The 23,443-nt window shown below is 49.9% G+C and carries 20 protein-coding genes, 1 tRNA gene and 1 pseudogene; 4 read left to right on the forward strand and 18 right to left on the reverse strand.

What is annotated here, in order from left to right; genetic code table 11:
• Window positions 1-181: 181 nt before the first annotated feature.
• The 10 genes and pseudogenes from FY046_RS04660 to FY046_RS04705 form a co-directional block, all read right to left on the reverse strand.
• Window positions 182-676 (reverse strand): DUF943 family protein, encoded by a 495-nt coding sequence (locus FY046_RS04660; protein WP_167864490.1) that lies wholly within the window; start codon window positions 674-676, stop codon window positions 182-184.
• A 114-nt stretch (window positions 677-790) separates the two neighbouring features.
• A pseudogene (locus tag FY046_RS04665) lies at window positions 791-1,180 on the reverse strand (DUF943 family protein); the annotation flags it as partial.
• A gap of 170 nt (window positions 1,181-1,350) precedes the next feature.
• The gene (locus tag FY046_RS04670; protein ID WP_159337297.1) at window positions 1,351-1,845 is read right to left on the reverse strand and encodes a DUF943 family protein; all 495 of its coding nucleotides are present in this window, start codon (window positions 1,843-1,845) and stop codon (window positions 1,351-1,353) included.
• Entirely contained in the window at window positions 1,829-2,704 is an 876-nt protein-coding gene (locus FY046_RS04675) for a DUF3289 family protein (protein WP_238337059.1), read from the reverse strand. The genes FY046_RS04670 and FY046_RS04675 overlap by 17 nt, the downstream gene beginning before the upstream one ends.
• A 124-nt stretch (window positions 2,705-2,828) precedes the next feature.
• Entirely contained in the window at window positions 2,829-4,055 is a 1,227-nt protein-coding gene (locus tag FY046_RS04680; protein WP_446185799.1) for an MFS transporter, read from the reverse strand.
• A gap of 105 nt (window positions 4,056-4,160) precedes the next feature.
• A complete protein-coding gene (cbl, locus tag FY046_RS04685; RefSeq protein ID WP_133843238.1) occupies window positions 4,161-5,117 on the reverse strand; it encodes an HTH-type transcriptional regulator Cbl in 957 nt (318 codons plus the stop codon).
• 158 nt (window positions 5,118-5,275) lie between these two features.
• Window positions 5,276-6,193 carry a nitrogen assimilation transcriptional regulator NAC gene (nac, locus tag FY046_RS04690; protein ID WP_133843236.1) on the reverse strand — a complete coding sequence of 306 codons (918 nt, stop codon included), beginning with the start codon at window positions 6,191-6,193 and terminating at the stop codon, window positions 5,276-5,278.
• Between the two features lie 313 nt (window positions 6,194-6,506).
• On the reverse strand, window positions 6,507-7,538 hold the full coding sequence (locus FY046_RS04695) for an ABC transporter permease (RefSeq protein ID WP_167864487.1): 1,032 nt from the start codon (window positions 7,536-7,538) through the stop codon (window positions 6,507-6,509).
• Window positions 7,539-7,557: 19 nt separating this feature from the next.
• Window positions 7,558-9,042, reverse strand: a complete 1,485-nt coding sequence (locus tag FY046_RS04700; RefSeq protein ID WP_133843232.1) for a sugar ABC transporter ATP-binding protein — start codon at window positions 9,040-9,042, stop codon at window positions 7,558-7,560.
• A gap of 33 nt (window positions 9,043-9,075) precedes the next feature.
• The gene (locus FY046_RS04705; RefSeq protein ID WP_133843230.1) at window positions 9,076-9,999 is read right to left on the reverse strand and encodes a sugar ABC transporter substrate-binding protein; all 924 of its coding nucleotides are present in this window, start codon (window positions 9,997-9,999) and stop codon (window positions 9,076-9,078) included.
• A 511-nt stretch (window positions 10,000-10,510) separates the two neighbouring features.
• Here FY046_RS04705 and FY046_RS04710 point away from each other — a divergent pair.
• Window positions 10,511-10,586 (forward strand) — tRNA-Asn (locus FY046_RS04710).
• Between the two features lie 539 nt (window positions 10,587-11,125).
• Here the strand turns inward: FY046_RS04710 and FY046_RS04715 are convergent.
• The 4 genes from FY046_RS04715 to FY046_RS04730 all read right to left on the reverse strand — a co-directional run bounded on the left by FY046_RS04715 (window position 11,126) and on the right by FY046_RS04730 (window position 15,601).
• A complete protein-coding gene (locus tag FY046_RS04715; protein WP_167864486.1) occupies window positions 11,126-12,244 on the reverse strand; it encodes an NADH-dependent flavin oxidoreductase in 1,119 nt (372 codons plus the stop codon).
• 6 nt (window positions 12,245-12,250) lie between these two features.
• Window positions 12,251-13,315 (reverse strand): alpha/beta hydrolase, encoded by a 1,065-nt coding sequence (locus FY046_RS04720; protein ID WP_446185800.1) that lies wholly within the window; start codon window positions 13,313-13,315, stop codon window positions 12,251-12,253.
• A 192-nt stretch (window positions 13,316-13,507) separates the two neighbouring features.
• Window positions 13,508-14,398: a LysR family transcriptional regulator gene (locus FY046_RS04725; RefSeq protein WP_167864485.1), complete on the reverse strand. Its 891-nt coding sequence runs from the start codon at window positions 14,396-14,398 to the stop codon at window positions 13,508-13,510.
• 303 nt (window positions 14,399-14,701) lie between these two features.
• Window positions 14,702-15,601, reverse strand: a complete 900-nt coding sequence (locus tag FY046_RS04730; protein WP_197931305.1) for a LysR family transcriptional regulator — start codon at window positions 15,599-15,601, stop codon at window positions 14,702-14,704.
• Window positions 15,602-15,717: 116 nt separating this feature from the next.
• Between FY046_RS04730 and FY046_RS04735 the strand changes: the two genes are divergently transcribed.
• From FY046_RS04735 to FY046_RS04745, 3 genes are all read left to right on the forward strand, one after another.
• A complete protein-coding gene (locus tag FY046_RS04735; RefSeq protein WP_197931312.1) occupies window positions 15,718-16,350 on the forward strand; it encodes a DsbA family protein in 633 nt (210 codons plus the stop codon).
• Between the two features lie 56 nt (window positions 16,351-16,406).
• The gene (locus FY046_RS04740) at window positions 16,407-17,255 is read left to right on the forward strand and encodes an MBL fold metallo-hydrolase (RefSeq protein WP_446185801.1); all 849 of its coding nucleotides are present in this window, start codon (window positions 16,407-16,409) and stop codon (window positions 17,253-17,255) included.
• Between the two features lie 177 nt (window positions 17,256-17,432).
• Window positions 17,433-17,648, forward strand: coding sequence for a nuclear transport factor 2 family protein (locus FY046_RS04745; protein ID WP_446185943.1), 216 nt, complete (start codon window positions 17,433-17,435; stop codon window positions 17,646-17,648).
• A gap of 597 nt (window positions 17,649-18,245) precedes the next feature.
• Here FY046_RS04745 and FY046_RS04750 read toward each other — a convergent pair.
• From FY046_RS04750 to FY046_RS04765, 4 genes are all read right to left on the reverse strand, one after another.
• Window positions 18,246-19,247 (reverse strand): aminoimidazole riboside kinase, encoded by a 1,002-nt coding sequence (locus FY046_RS04750; RefSeq protein ID WP_446185802.1) that lies wholly within the window; start codon window positions 19,245-19,247, stop codon window positions 18,246-18,248.
• 27 nt (window positions 19,248-19,274) lie between these two features.
• A complete protein-coding gene (locus tag FY046_RS04755) occupies window positions 19,275-20,618 on the reverse strand; it encodes a carbohydrate porin (protein WP_446185803.1) in 1,344 nt (447 codons plus the stop codon).
• Between the two features lie 121 nt (window positions 20,619-20,739).
• Window positions 20,740-22,173, reverse strand: a complete 1,434-nt coding sequence (locus FY046_RS04760) for a glycoside hydrolase family 32 protein (RefSeq protein WP_159336965.1) — start codon at window positions 22,171-22,173, stop codon at window positions 20,740-20,742.
• An 18-nt stretch (window positions 22,174-22,191) separates the two neighbouring features.
• Window positions 22,192-23,433: an MFS transporter gene (locus FY046_RS04765; protein ID WP_133843203.1), complete on the reverse strand. Its 1,242-nt coding sequence runs from the start codon at window positions 23,431-23,433 to the stop codon at window positions 22,192-22,194.
• Window positions 23,434-23,443 lie beyond the last annotated feature (10 nt).

Consider the following 23,443-nt stretch of genomic DNA (forward strand, 5'->3'; position numbering starts at 1 on the left):
GTGGACGCAGCGCCTGCCGCAAAGCCCGGGTCCCCAGGGTGGGGGCGACTGCCCACCCTGGGTCGCTCAGCCCGCGCAGCGGGAAAGCGAAACGCCCTTGACGTTGACCTGGTCGTTAAGCCCCTTCCAGGACGACCGAAAAAGAGAGTCCGCCACTACGGATTAATCTCAGCATTATCGATTAATCAGCAACACGCTTAATTTTAGCGTTATCGCCACGCTGAATATATTCACTATCATCCGTCGTGTAACTGATATCGGTTTGGCTATAGTGCGATATCCATAACAGCCATTTTTTTTCGGCACAATTAGCGCCAGGCTTAAGACTATCAAAACAAATAAGGTCGTTGTCGCTGGCCCTGTGCTGCAGAAACTGAAAACCATCGCCTGCCTCACCAATCAATACCGACCAGTAGTATTTACCGCCAATAAATGGCACGTTATACTTTTCTATCAACAACGCTTTATTATCCAACCACCATGCAATCCGACCTTTATCCGTCATGGGGAAATGCTCCACAAAAAGGTAAATACGACTTCCTTCCCGTACGAAACTGACAATTTTCACTGGCCTGAGAAACAGGAACAACAGGAGAAAGAAAATGATAAGCAACGAGATCACTAAAACCGATTTTATTACTCGCTGATTTTTCCCCATTTTCTCTACTATGCCCATATCTGTTTCCTTCTGACAGGATGCACGAAAATGGCCCAACGATGAAAATCGTCATATCAGGCCAGTTATAATATCAACCGAATAGCTGCTTTCTGCTATCCAGACAAGACCGCTTTATCTCTTAACACGTCTAATTTCAGCATTAACGCCACGCTGGATATATCTTTCGTCATCCGTATGGTAGCTGGTATCGGTTTCGTTATAGTGTGATATCCATAACAGCCATTTTTTCTCGATACAATTAGCAGCAGGTTTCAGGCTGTCAAAACAAATAAGGTCGTTGTCGCTGGCCCTGTTGCTCAGAAACTGAAACCCATCACCGGCTTCACCAATTAACACCTGCCACGGATATTTACCGCCGATAAAGGGCATGTTGTACTTTTCCTTTAACACGTCTTTATTCTCTTCCCACCATGCAATTCTCGCTTTAGCGGTACTTGGGAAGTTAGCCACAAAAAAATAACCCTCATTCCATTCGCGGACAGTACTGACAATTTTCACTGGCCTGAGAAAAAATACAGTATGATAACAGTGGTGACCAAAATGACAGTAGCCTGCACGACTTTTTCAAAACGTTGCCGACTCGTCTTTATTTTTGAATTAATCATAGCAACTCCTGTTATTTCTTAACCGACCGACGTATCCTTGCTGTCAGTCGGTTAATCGCGATAAATTTAATCAGCAACACGCTTAATTTCAGCATTCTCACCACGCTGAATATATTCACTATCATCCGTAGTGTATCTGGTGTCGACTTGATTGAAGTGCGATATCCATAGCAGCCATTTTTTTTCGACACAATTGGCGCCAGGCTTTAGACTGTCAAAACAGCGTAAATCATTGTCGCTGGCCCTGTGCTGCAGAAACTGAAACCCATCACCTACTTCGCTAACTAACACGGTCCACGGGTATTTACTGCCAATAAAGGGCAAGTTATATTTTTCTTTCAATAACTCTTTATTATCCAGCCACCATGCAATTCTCGCTTTATCAGTTATTGGAAAATTTTCCACAAATAGATAAATTCGGCTTCCCTCCCGTACAAAACTGATTATTTTCACGGGAACCAGAGAAATATATAAAAAATAAATAAAACCAAAAAAAATCAATACAAATAAAATTGTTTTTTTAAACGATCTTATCTCATTATTTTTATTTGACTTGGTCATATCGATTTCCCTTTACTGATATACTGGCATTCATTTCCGTAATGAATGGCTTAAATGAATACTTTTCATAATGTTGCAGTAAAAACCAGATGCGAAAAATTCTAAACTGCCTGTAAACCGGGTTCAAAACATCTTTGGAATCCAGCCCAAAATGATCCTGGGCTCGATAGTGAATGGTAGCAGAATAGTTATCCCCTTTGATGACAAGTGATTTTAACGTAATCGTAGTTGCCCACACATCATGAACGCTGATCGTGAGTGAGTTGACTCGATCTACCCACTTATTGAATTTTGGAAGCACTGAGTCCAGAATATTTTCTGAAAACTTAGACTTGTTTTTACTATCGTAACGTCCTATCTCCCAGTTAATAGACTCAGATAATGTTTTCTTGATTTTCAGGAGAGAACTACCTCTTGATAAGTCGCTTACTATCTGCTCCTTATACGCACTATCTAACAAGTGGCTACTAAATACCTTGCCATTACCTGTCTGCATATGGGTAATTAACTTCTCGATCAGATCGCGATAAGGGCCAACAAATGAGAATATACGCGATAACTCGCGAAACTCATCAAATAAAATATCCGATCGTTCTTTCACTGAAAGCGGTTGTGATGCCCACTGATTAAAGAGAGTGAAACGCGATGCGGTAATCCTCTCACCCGTGTAAGGATTTACCCTTGCGGAAACGTCCCTTAGCTTGAAATCGGTTTTCAGACGAGATTCTGATACGTCGCCATAGCGCATATCATCGGCACTGTATTCATCCATGCGGTTCATCGTCTCAAACAGACGACAGGGAAGAGAAATGGCAGGCTGCTTAAACAGCGTATTGGGATCAAACGATTGTTCTGACACAGAGCAACTCCTTTTGCTTTACCCCTTCATCATGTAGGGGAATAGAGAAGCGCCTAATATAGCCTGGTTTTTCCCTGAATTTTCATGCTGCGCAATAAATCAGATTTTACACCAGTCGGAATTCTTACTGCCGTTGAGGATGGCGCAGGCCGTGCCCGTACAAGACAAGCTGGGCGATCAACACCATTCCGCCCGCCAGCCCGAACGTCAGTCGCATCCCGTGGGATGATGCAAGATGAGGAGCAAAATCACCGTACCGTGTGGCTGCGGCATACACCGCCGCCATTAATGCCGCACCGGCAATAAACCCCAGGTTCCGGCCCAGATTCATCAACCCGGACACCAGACCGCGCCGTGCCGGATCGGCCCCTTTCAGTAGGGCCGTATTATTCGCCGCCTGAAACAGCGCATAACCCGCCGTCAGCAGCATCAGGCCCGCCACATAACCCGCAATACCGGCGCCGGGCGGCAACAAAGCCAGTAACAGGCAGCCCCCCGCCACCGCGACTAAACCGATTAACGTTGTGGACTGCGCCCCAAGACGATCCACCAGACGCCCGGCAGGTACACCGCTGAGAGCGGCCACCAGCGGCCCCACCGCCATCACCAGCCCGGTCTGGCGCGGGGGAAGCTGCAATCCATGGCTCAGATAGAAGGGCCCGACAACAAAGGTGGTCATCATCACCATGGCAACCGCCATACTCAGCAGCAGCCCGCGTACCAGCGCCGCCTGACGCAGCAGCGACAGCAGCGATCCACGGGGCATGGCGGCATCCGGCGCGCCAAAAGACGGCAGGAAATGCTGCACCATTCCCCATGCGATCAGCCCAAGCGGCAGGTTGATCACAAACAGCGCCTGCCAGCCGAAACCCGTAATCAGCAGGCCACCCAGCGCAGGCCCCAGCGCCGTGCCGATGGCAGAGACGGTCCCCAGCAGCCCCATTGCCCGCCCGGTGCGTTCAGCGGGCAACACCTGGATCGCCAGCGCCAGCGTATTCGCCATCATCATCGCGCCGCCCAGGCCTTGCAGAATGCGGGCAGCAATCAGCCAGCCGATATGCGTTGCCAACCCACAGCTCAGCGATGCCACACTGAACAGCAGCACGCCGTAGCCCAGCAGCCGCTGGCGACCAAAACGATCGCCCAGCCACCCCATCGCCAGCACGGAAGCCGTCACCGCCAGCAGATACGCCAGCACCACCCACTGTATTTGTGAAAAAGAGGCAGCAAACGCCACAGCCAGCGTCGGCAGGCCGACATTGGCAATACTGCTGCCCATTGAGGAGATCAACATACTGAAGGCCAACGCATAAAGCGGGCCGGAGGAAGAACGGGGAAGAGATGAGGTCATGGCTTAAGCTCGCGGATAGAATGTACCCGGAGCTTAGGCCGTCAGCCGATAAGGCGGAAGACGCAGGGGTGTCAGTATATAGCTGCACCCAACGCCATGTCAGAATCAGATCTGGAAGTCGATCACCGGTTCTTCTTCGTTCAGCGACAATGCCTGGCGTTTGATCTCTTCCAGCGACAGGTTCGCATTACAGAGCTCCAGGAACTGCCAGACAAAATTACGCTGCAACTGCCCGCGTTTCAGCCCCAGCCAGACGGTATTAGACTCGAACAAATGGCGCGCTTCGAGCCGCGTCAACGGCGAATGCTCATCCAGCTGGCAGGCCTGATCGGCCAGCACACCCACACCGAGGCCCAGCTCAACGTAGGTTTTCACCACGTCCGAGTCCTGCGCACTCAGTACGATATCCGGCTTCAGACTGGCGGCGTGGAACGCACGGTCAACTTTCGAACGCCCGGTGATCCCCTGTCGATAGGTAATCAGCGGATAACGGCTCAGCGCCGCCAGCGTCAGCGGTTGCTGCTGCTCCAGCTCGTGCCCTTTCGGCACCAGCAGCGCATGGTGCCAGCTGAACCACGGGAAGGCAGCCAGCGCCGGATTGTTAACCACCTGCTCACTGGCGATGCCGATATCGGCCTCGCCCGCCACCAGCATGGAGACAATCTCCTGGGGGGATCCCTGATTCAGCTCCAGACGCACATTCGGATAGAGCGAACGGAACGCTTTAATCACTTTCGGCAGGCTGTAGCGCGCCTGAGTATGGGTGGTGGCTATCGTCAGCACGCCGCTGGATTCGTTGGTGAACACATCGGCCAGGCGACGCACTTTACCCGCTTCATCAAGAATACGTTCTGCAATGGTCAGCAGCGCTTTGCCCGGTTCGGTCATCCCCAGCAGGCGTTTACCCCGGCGGATAAAAATCTCGACCCCAAGTTCATCTTCCAAATCCCGTATATGGCGGCTGACCCCAGACTGGGAGGTAAACAGCGCATTCGCCACTTCGGTAAGATTAAACTCGCAGCGTGCTGCTTCCTTAATGATTTTAAGTTGCTGAAAATTCACGCGCGCTCCTCCCTCTGTTATCTGTTGGTTTCCTTCATGTTAAGGACGCACATTGATAGCAACAAATAATAAAAAGAGGTTTTATATGCTTTTTAGCGATAAGGGAGGCGAAGCGGCAGGAAGTGAGGCGCGCGATGGCGCGCCCGGCACAAAGGCATTTAACTGACCAGCATCAGTTCGCGATCTTCTGTCACTGGATTATTCAGCAGCGACAATAGAATGTTTTTGACCGCCTGCGCAGACGGTGACATGGGCAGCGTGGCAGAGACATTTAATGACAGCGGCAGGTTCAGCGCAGGGCTGGTGATGCGCGCCATCCAGGCATTGGTTGAACTCACCAGCGCACGCGCAGCAGACTCTGGCAGCACGGTCGCCCCCATGCCGCTGGAGACGGCGGCGGTCAGCGTAGCGATAGATTCAATTTCACCGATGATGCGTGCGCTGAGGCGACGCAGAGAGAATGCTTCGTCCACACGTTTACGTACGGCGCTGTAATCACGCGGCAGGAACAGATTCATCTCTGCCACATCGGTCAGGTCGATTGTCTGCCCCGGACAGGCGCTGGCACCCACCAGATACAGTTCTTCTTTCATCAGGGGAATGCTGGTGATGCCCGCGGCCGGTGAACGGTCATACAACACCGCCATATCCAGTTGACCACTCATCACTTTTTCGTTTAATGACGCGCCGCTGTTCTCATGCAGATACACCAGCACATCCGGAAATTGTTCGCGCACGGTTTGCAGCAAAGGCATGGTCAGCGAAGAGGCGGCGGTCCCCGGCGCCAGGCCGATGGAAACCTGCCCTGCCAGTGCCTGCCCGGCGTTGATCACCGCCGTCTGCGCCTGTTCACACTGACGCAGGATAGTGCGGGCGTGGGCATAGAGGATCTTACCCGCGTCGGTCGGCGTAACGCCGCGTTTGGTGCGGATCAGCAACTGCTGGTCAAGTTCGTTTTCCAGTGTTGCCACCTGCTGGCTGAGAGCTGGCTGTGCAATATGCAGGACTTCTGCCGCCTGAGTCAGGCTGCCGATGTCGACGATTTTTACGAAATACTTCAGTCGTCTTAAGTTCATTTTGCCTCCGTCACGGTTCCCCGAGTGCCAGTAATGCTGGCGTCTGTAATAAGTTTTCATTCTGACCCGAGGGTAATTGCAAGGGGCGTGCCAGAATTTTCCTAATGGTGACAAGGCGTCCGGGATATGGGCTAACAGGCGGTAAAATAAGAGAATCTGATTACGGGTACTGGGATGATGCGTACGCAGGAGGTCTGGCAGGTCAGATCCCTTTGCCGGGTTGCACGCGGATGGTGCAGGAAATGCGTTGAGGATGTGCAGGGGTTAATGGAAAAGGCGGACCTGAATTCTGGCCCGCCCGGTCCCACCCGAATTAACGCTTACTGCGGTTGCGATACATATCAATCGATACCGCGGCAACAATAATCATCCCTTTGATGATGTCCTGAATGTAGGCATCAACACCCACGAAGGTGAAGCCGCTCTTGATCAGTCCGAGGATCACCGCACCAATCAGCGTGCCGGTAATACGCCCTACCCCACCCATCAGGCTGGAACCGCCGATCACCGCCGCGGCAATGGCATCCAGCTCGTAGCCCAGGCCCATACTTGACTGGCCGCTACTCACACGCGCCGCCAGCACCACACCCGCCAGGCCAGACAGACCGCCTGCGATGGTGTAAACGATGATCAGGTATTTATTAACGTTGATACCGGAGACTTTCGCCGACACCATGTTGCCGCCGATGGCGTAAACATACTTACCGTAGCGGGTATGTTTCAGCGCGATATGGAAGATCACCGCCACCACCAGGAAGATAATCACCGGCATTGCACCCTGACCAATCGACGTAAAGCCATCGGACAGGAAGCTGATGGGGTTACCCTGAGTGTAATACTGTGCCAGACCACGCGCCGATACCATCATCCCCAGCGTGGCGATAAACGGCGGAATACCGGTCTTCGTGATCAGCACGCCGTTGACGATACCGCACAGCAAACCGACCCCGATCCCGGCGCTAATCGGCAGCGCGGCGGGCATATCCACCAGCGAGGGGAACATCGGTGACAGGCTTTCAGAGGTTTGCGCCAGACTGGCGGCAACCACCGCCGTCAATGCAATCACCGAACCGGACGACAGGTCAATCCCCGTGGTAATAATGACCTGAGTCACCCCGACCGCAATAATACCGATAATCGCGACCTGAAGAACAATCAGCACCAGGCGGTTCGGGTTCATCAGGAATGACTGATCGCGAACGTACCAACCGAAGGCCTCAAATATCAGCGCGATGCCGACCATCACCACAAAAATACCGGTATCTTTAGGCAGTTTGCCTTTCAGATTACTAAAGAACGACGGTGTCTCAGCTGACTGTTGCGTTGTCATTTTCACATCACTCATGTTTGTTTACCTCACGCCCTTACTCGGACGCCAACGACAATATGGTTTCCTGGTCGGCTTCTTCTTTATTGAGGATGCCGGTAATACGTCCTCCGTGCATCACCATCACGCGGTCACTCATGCCAATAATTTCCGGCAGTTCAGAGGACACCATGATAATGGCAACGCCACGGCTCGCCAGTTCGCTGATCAAACGGTAGATTTCCGCTTTTGCGCCGACGTCGATACCACGGGTAGGTTCGTCAAGAATCAGGATCTTCGGTTGTGCCAGCAGCCAGCGGGCAATTAATACCTTTTGCTGATTACCGCCACTGAGGTTGTTTATGATCTGGTCCATGGTTGGCGTCTTGATATTCAGACGTTTGATCTGTTCCAGACAGTCTTTCGCCATGTTGGCATGATTGACGAAGCCGCCTTTGGCGCTGTAGTCAGTCATTTTGACGATACTCATGTTTTCCATTACCGACAGCACCAGGAACAGGCCTGACTTTTTACGGTCTTCGGTCAGGAACGCCAGTCCTTTATCAATCGCACTGGCCGGTGAATCAATTTTGGTCGGCACACCATCAATCAGGATCTCTCCACTGTCTATTGATGTCATACCAAACAGACTTTCCATTACTTCACTGCGTCCGGCACCCACCAGACCCGCCACCCCAAGGATCTCCCCGCGACGTACGCTAAAGCTCACATCGTGGAACACATCCTTACGCGTCAGGCTGCGTACCGTCAGAACATCTTCGCCAATATTGCTGTCTGTTTTTGGGAACAACTGGGTCAGTTCACGCCCCACCATCTGGGTGATCAGCGACTGTCGCGTATAGCTCGATGTCTCATTGCTCGCCACCCAGGTGCCGTCACGGAATACGCTGACTTCATCGGTAATCGCAAAGATCTCATCCATTTTATGGCTGATATAGATGATGGCTTTGCCCTGCTCACGCAGGTCGCGAATGATGGTGAACAGATGCGCCACTTCGGTTTCCGTCAGGGCTGAGGTCGGTTCATCCATAATCACGATGTCTGAGTTCCAGGAAACCGCTTTGGCGATCTCCACCATCTGCTGGGAGGCGATACTGAGATCGCCCACCATCTGATCGGGACGCAGACGAATATTCAGCTTAACCAGCAGATCTTTGGTTAAACGGTTGAGCTTACCGTGGTCAACGAAGCCGAATTTCATCGGCTCGCGACCCAGCCAGATATTTTCGGCGACCGTCATATGCGGTACCAGATTAAGCTCCTGGTGAATCATGGAAATTCCCGAACGCAGTGCATCCAGCGTGTCGGTAAACTGCACAGGTTGCCCTTTAATACGAATCTGCCCCTCATCGGGACGATAAATCCCGATGAGGCACTTCATTAAAGTGGATTTACCTGCGCCATTCTCACCCATCAGAGCATGCACCGTTCCCGGCTTGATACGGAATGAGACGTTGCTTAACGCCTTCACACCCGGGAAGAATTTGCTGATGCCTTCGGCTTCAAGCGCATATGCGGTCATTTAACTACCTCCGTACTACAAGTTCAGCGAAAGTTATTTCAGGTTTTTACTCGTAAAGTCTGTGTAGTTATCTTTTGTAATCAACTGATAAGGGATAAACACATTTTTCTGAACTTGTTCGCCTTTAGCCAGTTTTACGGCCGTTTGTACAGCACCCGCACCCTGGCCTTTCGCATCCTGGAATACGGTAGCAACCATTTTTCCGTTTTTGATCATCTGCAGGGCATCGGGTGTACCATCAACGCCCGCGATCAGGATTTTCTTCTCGTTTTTACCTAACGCCTGCAATGCTCCGATAGCCATTTCATCGTTGTTTGAGGCGATGGCCTGGATGTCATCACCCGCTGTCAGCCAGTTACTCACCACATCTACCGCATCATTACGGGTAAATTTCGCCGTCTGCTTCTGAACGACTTTCAGACCCGGATATTTTGCGACAACCGCTTCAACACCTTTGGTACGGTCACGTGTAGCTTCGTTGGCCAGGTCACCCAGAAGAATGGCGACGTTGCCTTTATAATCCAGACGCTTTGCCAGCGCTTCCATCTGCAGACGACCCGCCAGCTCGGAGTCAGAACCTACATAGGCCATTTTGCCCGTCAGTTCAGTTGCGGGTTTACGGTTAACAAACACCAGTGGAATACCGGCTTTAGAGGTCAGGTCAACAATCGGTTTCACCGCATTGGTATCCACCGGGTTAATGATGATCGCGTCAACGCCCTGACCGATAAAGTTTTGCACCTGTTGCAACTGCTGGGCGACGTCACCTTTGGCGTCTTCAATCTGGCCTTTCACGCCTTCCGTTTTCATTTCATTAGTGATTGAGTTACGGACAATCGTTAAAAAGTTGTCATCAAACAATGCCATAGAGACGCCAACCTGCAGGTCTTTGGCAAAGCTGGTAACAGGTAACATGCAGACTAACAGTGACGCTAAAATTGTTTTTTTCACGTTCATGTCCAGGCCCTTATTATCGTTAGCTTGCGAAGGTGACGGATTCTGCGAATGAAAAATTTCTTTTACATTCACACACCCTCACCGACGGCTTTATTAAAGTGTAGGGGGTGACTATCTCGGGTAAAACTATCTTTCTTATTACTGTGTATCGGGACCTACTTTTACTCTTTACAACAACACGTTATGTACAACCCACTGTTTCTTTTTCTTTCATCCCCGTCTACGTTACCGCAGAGCAGTTTTTTTGTTTCATAATAACGCTAATTGAAACTTTCACTATGAAAGCATCGAAACGCATGTTTTAAAATCAGCAAATAACAAAAATTTGACACACCTCTAACATCGGCCAGCTAAACGCTACAAAGTGAGATCTGGCGCAGAGATTGAAGATTGTCCAATCAAGATAAAAAACCCTCACACTGCTGCTTTTGCCAGCAAACGCACCGACAGAGTGGAATAGGCCTTTGACATTTCCCGGACACGCCGTTAACATGCGCCCCGTTCACACGATTCCTCTGTAGTTCAGTCGGTAGAACGGCGGACTGTTAATCCGTATGTCACTGGTTCGAGTCCAGTCAGAGGAGCCAAATTAGAAAAGCCCGCTCAGGGAAACCTGAGCGGGCTTTTTGCTGTTTGTGTGATTGGTGAATCGCTAACAGGCTCAGATTTTATCCATCAAATAACGATGCGCTTTGGATGCCGTGCCATTTACTCTTGCGGGACGGGTTGTATTGGGAAACGATTAACCGGAAGTTGATTCGGAACGGAAGACACGCAGGAGAAAACATCTGACCGGCATAACCGGGCGTAGCGCACTTTGGTTCGCGGCGGTGAAATGGGTTAAGGCTGGCGTTAAGAACCTGAATCCAACGGTGTCAGTTCAGACCTGATATAGCAGTGTTCTGAGGTAGAGCACACTCAAATCAGACTTTCTGCTTTGAGCGAGGAGCGGAAGTTATGTCTGAAATAATAGCCCTCGAATTGAAGAGGACTTAAAGGAATAAGATAAAATTTACATGGCCGTAACCCAGTTAATCCCGAAATCCGGCCATGTAAGAACTTTCCAGGTTCTGAAGTGAATCAATGGCAAGTTGATTCTAATTGTCATATTACGGTTAGGCCGTATTTAACGAATGTTGAACCAACCAGTTGTACCCTCAATGACACGCCACAGTTTCTGGGGTATAGCAAGTTGCTCTACGTCTGATGCAGCAATATTGAGAGCAATTTTTCCTTCAGCTTTGCCATCTACGAATTTAACCCAGTCTGGGTTCATAACCATACCCTGACCTACTGCCGTCAAAGATACCCCTGCTTTAACAGCATCCTCGGCTTGCTCTGGTGTTCGTAACTGCCCGGCAACAATCAGAGGTATACGTCCAGCAAGGTGGTCGCGCACGATTTCGATGACTTTGGGACCATTCGGTGCATCAACGGGTCTGGCTTCAAGTGCATTACCGAGTGATACATGAAGATAATCAATACCCTCATCGACCAGTCGGTCAACCAGCTGAAGCGACTCATCAATGCGCAACCCATCTTCATAATGCTCGTCCAGGGAAATGCGGTATCCCATCAGGAAGGGATTGGCTGCATGCTCAGCAATCGTATTACGCACACTTTCAATGACGCTGAGTGGGAAACGCATACGCTTTTCAAGTGAACCGCCCCATTGATCATCTCTTCGGTTGGAATGAGGTGAGAAAAAGTTCTGAAGTAAAAAGCCATGAGCACCATGTAACTCAACACCATCAAATCCTGCTTCTATTGCACGGTGAGTTGCTTCACCGAAAGCCTGAATAACCATTTCGATTTCAGCGAATGTCAGTTCGCGAGGAGTAACTGAAGGTGCGAAAGGACCGGCGTCACCGGTAATAGCGCTTGCAGCTACAATATCCGAAACCAGTTCAGGGCTGGTTTTCACACCTGCATGGAATATTTGTAAGATTGCCGGTGCTCCACCGCTTTTTGCAGCAGTAGCAAGGCGCTTTAAACCGGGAATAAATTTGTCGTCATACGCAGCAAACTCTCCCGTAAACCCAATGCCGTTTTCCTGAACATGTGTACAACCAGTAATGACCAGCCCGATGTCCTGAACGCGTCGACGATAATATGCTTCTTCCTCATGAGACACCGTGCCGTCATCATTACCCGCCCAGGTCGTCATCGGGGCCATCACAATACGGTTGCGCAGCGTCACACCTTTACCCAGTGGAAATCTTTCAAGAAGTGGAGTTTGTTTCATGGATAGTTATACCTGTACGAGATTATTTTTGAAGAAAGGAGTCAGCTGACTCGCTGCAACTGTTGCCCCCTGACCATCATAGAGACCCATGTGCGTCGCACCTGGGATGATATGCAGCGTTTTTTGAACAGAAGCAGCAGTTTTGTGTAATTCCTGGCTGTGCCAGAGCGAGCCAGCTTTGCTACCGGCTACAATCAGAAGTGGCTGTGTTAAATAGACATCCGCCCCTTCAAACCCGGTGAAAGATGCCAGCGTACTGATACTTGTCATCAGCATTTGATTGGTGGAAGTCGGATATTTTCCGCGTTCGGTTAGATAGTAGTCCGCAGCTTCCTGAAGATCTTTTGGGGCACTGGTATCACCCAATTGGGGCACATAGTTGACATAAACCGGTGCGCCGCCTGCTGCTTCGATTGTGCGCTGTTTAGCAACCGCATCCAGAGTTGGAATGAGTTCAGATTCTGATGTTGTTCCCTCCCAACCTTTACGGGTCGCCGCCCCAACATCTACGGCACTGACTGTTGCCAGCGCTTTGATTCGGCGTTCCGTCATCGATGCTTTAACCGTGATACCACTGCCTGCACAAACGCCTAATGCGCCGATACGATTATTATCGACATAAGGAAGAGTGGTCAGGTAATCGACTGCGCTATAGAAATCGACGACTCGCTTCATGGGATCATCAATAAAACGTGGTAATCCGCCACTAGCCCCCTGATGGGAGGCATCAAACGCCAGGGTGATAAATCCTTCTTTAGCCAGTTTGAGGGCATAAAGGCCCGCAGTATGTTCCTTAACACCACCGCCTGGGTGGACAACGACAATTGCAGCGTATTGACGGTTTTCGCTGAAGTCCGGGGGAACATAGACGTTTCCGGACATCATTATTTCATTGTTCCGGAACAGGACACTGCTGACTGTGACGCCATCTACGTGTGCCGTGGTGCCAGATGTACGAGGTGTTGGTGAGAGCAGGGCTGAAGCATGACCCGCCATCAATAATCCTGCTGAAGCCACTGAACTCGTCAGGATAAAATTTCGGCGGCTTAACCCGCCTGCTTTTTTACTCATTGCAAGACTCCTTCATTTACATGATGACGGCCCTGGCCGCTGAAAGAACACAGATTGTTTCAGCAGCCATCTTAATCTCTTTAGTATTGAGAAATTAGAGGCTTAATTTCGCATGGGCTTAGAAGGAGGTTTTATTAATAGGGTTATAAGAAACTGAGTTCGATATAGACCAGTACAAACAGCGCTCAAAGGTTATGGGGCGCGGAGTGCTTCGAGCACAAGTGCAAATGCCGGAGAATGTTGCAGACGGCTGGGGTAGTAAAGATGATAGGGGGGACGCGGTGGACACCAGTCTGTCAGCACCTGGACTAACATCCCGTTTTCAAGATAAGCCTCGACGGTATCTAGCGGCAGATAAGCAAGTCCCAGTCCATCAAGGGCGGCCTGCCTCATCATATTTATGGTGCTGAAAGTCGCTCGTCCATCAATACGGACCTTAATTTCAGTCTCATCCTTGCGAAACTCCCAGGTATAGAATCCGCCATGAGTGGGCAGGCGTAATCTGATACAGCTATGATCGTTTAAATCACGAGGCGTGACCGGATATGTCTTCCCCATGAAATAAGAGGGTGCTCCGACCACTGCAAAACGGAAGTCTCTGGCAAGCGGCAGGGAAATCATATCCATATCGACCTGTTCGCCCAACCGAACTCCAGCATCATAACGTTCAGCGACGATATCCTTGAGTCCGTACTCGCTGATAATTTCAATGTTGATATCGGGATATTCAAGCATCACCGGGGCGAGCTTAGGCCAGAGTATTGTATCGGCTGCGTGTTCAACGGAAGTAATGCGCACAGTACCAGCGGGTTTTTCTCTCAATCCACTGAGCGCGGCGATCTCACTTTCAATTTCGTCAAAGTGTGGTCCTATACGGGAAAGTAGCCGTTCGCCAGCCTCTGTCACAGAAACGCTACGTGTGGTACGTGTAAGAAGACGAAGACCAAGATCTGCTTCAAGAGTCCTTACGGTGTAGCTCAGCGCCGACTGTGAGACACCTAATTGAGCGGCCGCTTTTGTGAAGCTTTTTTCTCGGGCTACTGCGATAAAGGCTTGATAATCGTTAATATTTTTACGGCGCATTTATTGACCAGGTTCTTTTGGATTAATATTTCTTACTTATAAAATAATTCCTGGCGTGGAGGTTTGTCTATTGGTAACGATCCAACATTCCTCATCCACGGCAAGTATCCATTAGCACTCACTAATGCTCAATAGAACCAAGGCTTACCAACTTCCGCTTCTGGCACAGGGCGGACATCCCATCTTCTTACGGGCTAGAGGGCCAATCGTGCGAAAAACACGTCTACGTTTGCTGAAATTGCCATGATGACCGGTACGCTGCGTATTCCTGAATCAAAGCTGGCATGCAAAAGATAAGCACAATCAGCGCTCTTTATCTTTCTCCATCAATATATTTAAAAATGAGCGTACCTTTGTCGGGCGAAATCGAGATGCGGGAAAAACTGCATGAATCTCACCTGAAGGTAGTTCCCATTCTGGGAGCACCTGAATTAAGCGGCCAGAAATAAGATCATCACTGACAACGTAATCCGGCAACACAGAGATGCCTGCACCTTCTCTCACCGCTTCACGGACCGCCAGTGTGTTATTAATGAATATCGAGGGCTGAACGTTGATACTTTGTTGATCCGATCCATTCAGCGTGAAATGCCACTGAGAAGGTTCACGCAGAGCTGTATTGGCTATAAAAGGCAGTGGTTTGATATCTTGTGGTTTATTAATTTTTTCTACCTGCGGCTGCATATTGCGCGGGGCTATCAGCAACTGCCGGAAGTGCCCGATTTTCCTTGCCTGCAAATGTGAGTCATCTAACCAGCCCACACGGATGGCTATTTCTATATCTTTGTCCACGATATCAAACTTGTTATCACTTATCACGGCATCAACTTTGCAGTCTGGATAGCGCTGACTGAATGCAGTGATAGCTGGAACGACGACGCTGATCCCATAGTCAAAAGGCGCTGTCAGCCTCAATGTCCCAGAGGGCTCAGCCACCAGTGCGTCTAACTCTGCAAAGGCTTCCTCTGTTTCACGTAGAATAGACGCACAGTGCTCATAAAAGACTTTTCCCGCATCCGTTAAGCGAATGGTACGAGTAGTACGGATAAGAAGAGTGGTGTTCAACTCCTCTTCAAGACGCGCGACCTGATGACTGACTACCGCTTTAGTTATACCCAAACGCTCGGCAGCTGCAGTAAATGAGCCAGCTTCAACCACGGAGACAAAATAGGCAAGGCGTCTGATATTTCCCAGTTTTCTCACTATCGCATTCCAATTGTATGTTTTTAGATGACAAGCTGTTTACCATGGATGTATTTAATATCCAATAAAAGTTTTCTATGATGAGCTACTTTTAAAAATAGGGGGCACCTGTGAACATGATTCTTAACTACTTATTCGATCCACTTTGCGGTTGGTGCTACGGCGCGTCACCTGTGCTTACTGAACTAAATGACATTCCGGGTATTAAACTTGAGTTCATGCCAACCGGCCTGTTTTCAGATGCCGGTGCACGTCCCATGAACAATGAATTTGCTGCTTTTGCGTGGGAAAACGACCAGCGAATTTCTAATATCACCGGGCAGCCTTTTTCCGAGATTTATCGCGAAAAAGTGCTTCATGACCAGCAGAAAAAATTTGACAGTGGTTCAGCCACGCTTGCGATTACTGCAGTATCGCTGTCAAACCCTTCACGGGAAATTGAAGCGCTGAAAGCAATACAACGCGCCCGTTATGTTGAGGGGCTTGACGTCACGTCATTGTCGGTTCTTGCGGGTGTGTTAAGTTCTCAGGGGTTGGAAAATGCAGCGAAGAAAGTGTTGGATCCTACAGCAGACTTGCTCGAAGCAAACCATACTCGTACTGAGCGTGCGAAACGATTAATGCGGGAATTTGGCGCACGCGGTGTTCCCACTTTTATTGCCGAATCCGGCTCAAAGCGCTGGATGCTAAACTCAAGCATATTGTTTTCAAACCCTCATGAATGGGTACGTCAGTTAGTGGATTCATAACGTCTGGTGAAAGCAATGCTCACCTAATTACCACTTTAACAGAAGGGGAAAATACGATGACACTACAAACCAACGTCCCTGATGCAGGGAAGAACATTCCCCTGAGTTGGACACATTTTCCTGCCGGCGAGCACGGTTTTTATCGCTCGCCAGTGCTGATCTCTGGCGATAAGGAAGCCGTACTTATTGACGGTGGTTTTACGCTCGCCGATGGCAGACTGCTGGCAGAGGCTATCCAGAAAACAGGTAAAAAGCTGACCACAATCTATATTAGCCAAAGCGACCCTGATTACTACTTTAGCCTCGGTCCGGTAAGAGCAGCCTTTCCGGAAGCTCGTGTCGTTGCCGCATCGTCGACAATCGACGCCATTAAGAAAAGTGTTGAGAAGAAACTGGCAGTGTGGGGCCCACAACTCCAGGACAACGGCCCGCAAACGTTGTCAGACATCGTTATGCCCGAGGTATTTGACGAGGATGCGTTATCTCTCGAAGGCCAGGCCCTCGAAATTATCGATGCTGATGGCCTCGCTAACCGTCGTTATCTCTGGGTACCTTCGCTTAACGCCATTTTTGGCGGTGTACTGGTGTTCTCTGGTACCCATGTGTGGACCGCCGACACTCAAGGTCCAGAGGCTCGCGCACTTTGGATAAAAAATCTGGACACCATGGCATCCAGACATCCCACGACGGTCATCGCAGGGCATATGTTATCTGAGGGTACTACCGATATTTCAGCAATAACCTATACCCGCGACTATCTTCTGGCTTTTGAGAACGAACTTAGTCTGGCCGGCGACAGTAGCGAACTGATTGCAGCCATGACAAAACGTTATCCTGATGCTGGCATGAGTGTCGCTTTACAAATTGGTGCAAAAGTCGCCAAGGGCGAAATGAGTTGGGGATAGAATAATGAAGAGTAATGTGGAAATTATACGCGCGACTTATGAAGGCACCTCTGAAGAAAATGGAAAGAACCTGCTTGCTGTCCTGTCCCCCAATGCGACATGGACTGAAGCGGCTGGTTCCCCTATGCAGGGACTTACACCGGTGCAGAAGAGATAATCGCTAACGTATTTCAGCGACTGGCAACTGAGTGGACAGACTATCAGGCAAAGACGCATACGTTTCTTGCTGACGGTAACTATGTTGCTGCTTTTGGGATTTACTCCGGCGTTTATAAAATAACCGGCAAGGCGATGACGGCATCATTTGCGCACCTTTATCGCCTTGAGGATGGGAAGATTATGACCATGGAGCAGTACGTCGATAGCGCGTCGGTCATGTCGGCGTTAGCATAAAGTTAACACCGTCTGACTGGTCTCTACGCACTTGTAGTGGTTTACTGAATTTGGTCAGCATCAATTGTGGGTGACCTGCTCCCAGTAAACTAACATAGCACGATGTAAGCAACTTCCGCTTTTGGCACACAGCCGACAGTTAAACCTCTTTGCACGCAGCTTTACATAGGATAAACACCTTCGACGTTACCTCTGGCTACGCTTCATTCCCAGAGAGTAAAATAGTAATGTTCACCCATGCTGCGGAACACTCATACCAGATTTATGGAGCCCCCAACGGTGGTCATTCTGGTGGTCTTGACAGAAAGGAAATTCAGATTTACCTTACTTATTAGCCAGTTACTGGCAAAGGCGATCCCAGTCAGAAGAGCCAAATTTATGTTTCATGCATCTTCACGAATCTGTATACGATTGAGATTCAACGAGGAGAACGACACTAAAATCCGCAGTCTCAGGCCTTCTGAAAAACCTTTCAACGTTTGCAATCAACACCGCCTGTACCCGTTAGTTAATCCCGGCAGTTAACGTTTCTGGTATCTCAAATATCGCATCAGTGCTCGTAAAGCGATGATGCGATAAGTGAAAAGAAAATCTCGTTTACCGCACAGCACGTAATCCGTCAGAGTTAGCTGTTTTTAATCCCTGGAGTTGGGGTGTATGCACATGAAATGAGAGCATATTTTCAGCATCAATAAACTGCTTAACACCCTGTTTATCGGGTAATGCTGTCAATGCGCCCTTTTGCGTCGTCGCCAGCGCTCCGCAGGCGCTGGCCTGTGTGATAGCTTTCTCGAGTTGTATTAAATCATCCAGTGGATTTCCCTGTGCGATGCTTGCCAGCAACCCTGCCATGAAGCCATCCCCCGCTCCCGTTGTGTCCAGGCTTTCCACCTCGAATGCACTTACGCGAACAAACTTGCCCTGCCACAATACGTCTGCACCGTTTACCCCCCTGGTAACCACTTTCAGGCATGAAGGGTATTCCATTAATAAACTCAGCGCGTTCTCATGATGGTTTGTCCCAGCCAGCCAGTACAACTCCTCTTCTGAAAGCTTGAGAATATCCGCCTCGCGTGCAAAATGACGCACGGTATCAGACATGATCATGGGGTCCGGCCACATTTGTTCACGTAGATTAAGATCAAAACTTAACATCCCTCCGCGCTGTTTAATCTGATCCACTGCCCGCACCAGGGTTTCGCGACAATCCACAGCCACCAACGCCAGCGAACAAAAATGCAAAATGTCGTTGCCGAAATCCGGCAGATTCGTGGAAGACAAAAACTGATCTGCCGAGGGATTGACCAAAAAAGTAAAACTGCGATCGCTGTTTTCACCGAGGGAAACCACCACTGTGCTGGTACGGTGTTCGGCATCAAATTGCATATGCCGTGTATCAACATTCTTCTCAGCAAGCGTGTTCTGAAGAAAATGACCGAAAGGGTCATCACCTACCCTGCCAATAAATCCACAATCACATCCCAACTGTGCAGCACCAACGGCTACATTGACCGGCGCGCCGCCCGCACACGCCGTATATTGCATCATCCCCTCAGGCATCAAATCGACTACCGCGTCACCCAATGTCCAGATTTTCATTTGACCTCCTTAGCGCAATGAATAGAGTTAGAAAAGATATTTAAAACGCACCCGTGCGCCATAACGGTTATCGGTATTGCCCGTTTTAACCGACGGTGATTCAAGCCATGAGGCATAGGCCCCGAGATAAATATTGAAGTTAGGCATATCCATGATGTCAGGCAGCTGCCATGAAGAATGGATGGTATGAATGTCATATTTTCCCGGTGCAAGGATCGCGCAGTCGCTGTCACAGTCACTGGCCAGGCCGGCCATATTGAACTTGTCGATATTGTTGTGCGCATAGATGTAACCAAGTTCCACGCGATGCCATAAGGCATTAATTCCTGCGCTAAAATCTTTTTCGTCAGCGGCATCGAGATATGCGGTGCTCAGGTTAACGACTGCGCCGTTTTCTGCATTGGTTTTGAGTGTGTTCCAGCTCATGGTCATGCCATATCCTGTCCGGCTTGACTGATCGACCCAAACACCCTGCGTATTTTGATATCCATAAGCGTTGTTCACCAGGTTGCTTTCGACAGCGGCGGCGACCGACCACTCGCCGGATTGCCACGCCACGACCGGGCGGGCATAAACCACATTTTTACGGTTATCTAACGCGTTGCCGTGATAGTTATTGTCGACAAATAGCGAACTGCCATCTTCTATTAGCGTGTTGAGTTCGAAATACCAGTTGTCGAGGGTTTTACTGAGCAGGAAATTGCCACCGCTGCTGCTACGCCCGCGCCCTTCTTTCATCATGTAGATATAACCGTAGCCGTCACTGTAGAGATCGTTAGCGGTGTTACCGGAATACTCAATGAACGTATCCTGGTTTAGCGGGAACATATCCCAGGCCTCGAAGCGACCTATTTTAATTTTCCAGTCATTCTGCTGACCAAAGAAAAATGCCGCATCATCGAGATTCATTTTCCCGTTGATATCAGCCAGTGGCTGAACACTAAATCCAGCATATTTTCCATTAATGCCATTTCGCAGACCATCAAACCCAAGGAGAATGCGACCATTCATATCCCAGCGTTCTTTATCTCCGGGGGCCCAGTTTTTATTACTACTGGTTTTTACCGACGTCAGGCTACCGGTACGGCTGGCACCATCCATATTAAATTCAACATCACCATAAAATTTTATATCACTATTGCCAGTGAGCTGAAGAGCGGGAGTGGCGGGAACGTTATTGACCACAGGGGATACTTGCTTCTCCTGCTTAAGGACGCGAATTTCTGCCTCCGCAGTCGCAGCGCGTTGTTCCGTGACTTTCAGTCGCTGCTCCATTTGTTCCAGCCGTTGTTCGAGTGAAAGCGCATCCTGTGCATTCGCTGCTGAGGAGAGTACAGACGTCAAAATACATCCGAGCCAGATTTTATTCATCGGAAAGACCTTCTTATTATTTATAGTAATGCATCATTTTGGTGTAAATACAGCCCAGAGATAAATACAGTAATAACCCGCCCATCCTCCAGGACAGGTTATTTTCGACACTCACTATGGATTATCCCAGCTGCCAGGCTCCGGCATCTGATAATGTCGCCGTTCCATGCCAGGCAAATAAACTTAATTCGCGGCGATCGGCATCAGGATATATTCGGCTGCTGAGGCACGCCTCACCGTCATTAACGAATACCTCGACCGAAGAACTATCAATAAACATACGTAAAGCCAGAGGAGCGCCGGGCACCAACGGTACACTACGCGTGCCACATAATCCGTACTGCGGATAGCGGCGCTCAAGCACCAGACGCTGCATCTGTGTATCAACATAAACACGCAGGCCTTCACCCAGACTCAGTCCATACTGTTCCGCGTCACTGTTTGCGCAATCCCAGTGAAGCACAACTTCCATGGCTTCCCCTTTTTCCGCCATCATGATCTGCTGATTTTTCAAGGTACTGACAGGCCAGGGGAACCAGGCCTGACGCAGCGCGTCGACCTCTTTCGCGGGCCGCATTTGCAGGCGATTGTTGTCATCAAGACTCAGCTCACGCGGCAGAGACAGCATCCCGGCCCAGCCGTCCTGTTGCTCCGGCAGCGGCGACTCCCACATATCCAGCCAGCCAATGATGATGCGGCGGCCATCCGGCGTCAGGAAGCTCTGTGGGGCATAGAAGTCATGTCCGTTGTCCATTTCGGCAAACTCTCCTGCGCGGACAAACGGCTCTCCAGGCTGCCAGTCACCCACCAGATAGCCGCTCTGGAACAGGTTGCGGTTCTCAAAACCCTGCGCGGCGATCCCCTGCGGGGAAAACATCAGGACACGTTTGCCATTAAGGGTAAAGAAATCAGGGCACTCCCACATAAAGCCCATTCCGTTTTCTGCCTCATCCAGGATCCCTTCATCCTGCCACTGACGCAGATCGGCTGAGCGATACAACCGGACTTGCCCGGTATCGCCAACGCGCGCACCGACGACCATGTACCAGCTATCCCCTTCGCGCCATACCTTAGGGTCGCGGAAATGATGCAAGTCCGGCGGGGTATCGATAATGATCCCCTCACGCTTAAAGTGAATACCATCGGTGCTGGTGGCCAGGCACTGCACCTGATAAAGGTTCTCTTCATTGCCGACATCGCCGTGAAATTTGTGTCCGGTGTAAATCAGCGACAGGGTATCGCCATCAACCACCGCCGAACCAGAAAAACACCCGTCTTTGTCTTCCGGCCCTTCCGGGGACAGCGCAACAGGTAAATGCTCCCAGTGAAGCAAATCTTTGCTCCGCGCATGTCCCCAGTGCATCGGCCCCCACTGAGTGGAATACGGATGGTGCTGGTAAAAAGCGTGATACCAACCATCAAACCACACCAGGCCATTAGGATCATTAATCCAGCCAGCCCTTGCGGCCAGGTGATAACGCGGGTACCAGCGCAGGTTTAGCCTCTCGCGTTTAGCCTCAAGTTCATGTTCAGCGTTAGCAATTGAGTACGTCATAGTCTTCACTCTTTTCATTCAAATAGTAGAAAGTTGCGGTATTTGCGGATCCCGGGTGGGTTTACCGGAGCGCAACAAGAAGATGGAAATAAAGGTGATACAGAACACCATCAGCCCCATAACCAGATAGGACTGGGCAAATCCATATTTTTCGTAGCTGTAGCCTGCGAGGGGTGACAGCACGGTGGCGATCACTGAACTCGTACAGGCAAAGCCCACCAGATAGAGCGTGGAGGAGAGTCGTTTATCGAAGTTAAGACTGTTGTACTTGAAGATTGAGATTAACAGTACCGGTAGCTCAACGGCATGTAACAGCTTAGTGATGGAGATAAGCAGTGGACCTTCCACTAACCCGGAAGCGATCATGCGCATCGCCATCACTATTCCGGCGAAAATCAGACCATTTTTGGCGCCGATACGATTGACCAGCCATGGAGCACAGAACATGCCAGCAGCCTCAAGGAACACCTGAAATGAATTCAGATATCCGTACATGGCATTTCCTTCATGTTGCGTCGGGAACTGTGAGGAAAAATAGACCGGGAACTGCTGATCGTAGACGCCGTAGATACAGGTCCCGACCACAAAGAACACCAGAGCCCAGAAGCGCGGCAGGGTCAGCAGGCGAACCGCATCTTCCAGCGTGACTTTTCCGCCTGATACGGCCTCCTGCATCGCATGTGGTGCCGAAGAGACGCGCAACCGCATCAAAAGCATAAAGAAGATCAGACCAGAACAGCTGGCGACCACGAAGTTTAACTTCGGGTTTATATTAAACAGCAGCCCGGCGAAAAACGTTGCCACCGCCCAGCCCAGCGACCCCCACATTCTTGCTTTTCCGAATTCAAACTGGCTCTGGCGTGCGACACGCTCGGTGTAGGATTCCAGAACACCAATACCGCCATTGAATGTCAGACCGATATAGACACCACCAAAAAAACTGCCAAGAAAGACATTCACTTTCAGAAGATGACCAAAAAGCAGATAAGCCGGGCCGGAAAAGATCAACAATGCCGTGATAAACCAGAGCAGGTTCTTGCGCAAACCGAGCTTATCCTGAATAAAACCATAACAAATTTGCACAAACAGGGTGGAAAACGACATCACTGAAAAGATGATTCCGGTGTCCCCTGCTTTCAGACCGACTTCCTGATGCAGCCAGATAGAGAGCAGTGAGCCAGTAGAGGACCAGGTCACAAAGAAAAAGAATAATAAAGCGCTGAGTATCAGATAACTTTGAGAATGATGGGTTTTCATCATGGCAATCTCA

Source organism: Erwinia sp. 1181_3 (assembly GCF_052824965.1).

Excerpts from the sequence above, each read along its gene's own strand:
- FY046_RS04750 (WP_446185802.1), bottom strand. The coding sequence starts at position 19,247 with ATGAAAATCTGGACATTGGGTGACGCGGTAGTCGATTTGATGCCTGAG.
- FY046_RS04660 (WP_167864490.1), bottom strand. The coding sequence starts at position 676 with ATGGGCATAGTAGAGAAAATGGGGAAAAATCAGCGAGTAATAAAATCG.
- FY046_RS04695 (WP_167864487.1), bottom strand. The coding sequence starts at position 7,538 with ATGAGTGATGTGAAAATGACAACGCAACAGTCAGCTGAGACACCGTCG.
- FY046_RS04740 (WP_446185801.1), top strand. The coding sequence starts at position 16,407 with ATGACACTACAAACCAACGTCCCTGATGCAGGGAAGAACATTCCCCTG.
- FY046_RS04705 (WP_133843230.1), bottom strand. The coding sequence starts at position 9,999 with ATGAACGTGAAAAAAACAATTTTAGCGTCACTGTTAGTCTGCATGTTA.
- FY046_RS04755 (WP_446185803.1), bottom strand. The coding sequence starts at position 20,618 with ATGAATAAAATCTGGCTCGGATGTATTTTGACGTCTGTACTCTCCTCA.
- FY046_RS04670 (WP_159337297.1), bottom strand. The coding sequence starts at position 1,845 with ATGACCAAGTCAAATAAAAATAATGAGATAAGATCGTTTAAAAAAACA.
- FY046_RS04715 (WP_167864486.1), bottom strand. The coding sequence starts at position 12,244 with ATGAAACAAACTCCACTTCTTGAAAGATTTCCACTGGGTAAAGGTGTG.
- FY046_RS04720 (WP_446185800.1), bottom strand. The coding sequence starts at position 13,315 with ATGAGTAAAAAAGCAGGCGGGTTAAGCCGCCGAAATTTTATCCTGACG.
- nac (WP_133843236.1), bottom strand. The coding sequence starts at position 6,193 with ATGAACTTAAGACGACTGAAGTATTTCGTAAAAATCGTCGACATCGGC.
- FY046_RS04735 (WP_197931312.1), top strand. The coding sequence starts at position 15,718 with ATGATTCTTAACTACTTATTCGATCCACTTTGCGGTTGGTGCTACGGC.
- FY046_RS04680 (WP_446185799.1), bottom strand. The coding sequence starts at position 4,055 with ATGACCTCATCTCTTCCCCGTTCTTCCTCCGGCCCGCTTTATGCGTTG.
- FY046_RS04760 (WP_159336965.1), bottom strand. The coding sequence starts at position 22,173 with ATGACGTACTCAATTGCTAACGCTGAACATGAACTTGAGGCTAAACGC.
- FY046_RS04700 (WP_133843232.1), bottom strand. The coding sequence starts at position 9,042 with ATGACCGCATATGCGCTTGAAGCCGAAGGCATCAGCAAATTCTTCCCG.
- FY046_RS04765 (WP_133843203.1), bottom strand. The coding sequence starts at position 23,433 with ATGATGAAAACCCATCATTCTCAAAGTTATCTGATACTCAGCGCTTTA.
- FY046_RS04725 (WP_167864485.1), bottom strand. The coding sequence starts at position 14,398 with ATGCGCCGTAAAAATATTAACGATTATCAAGCCTTTATCGCAGTAGCC.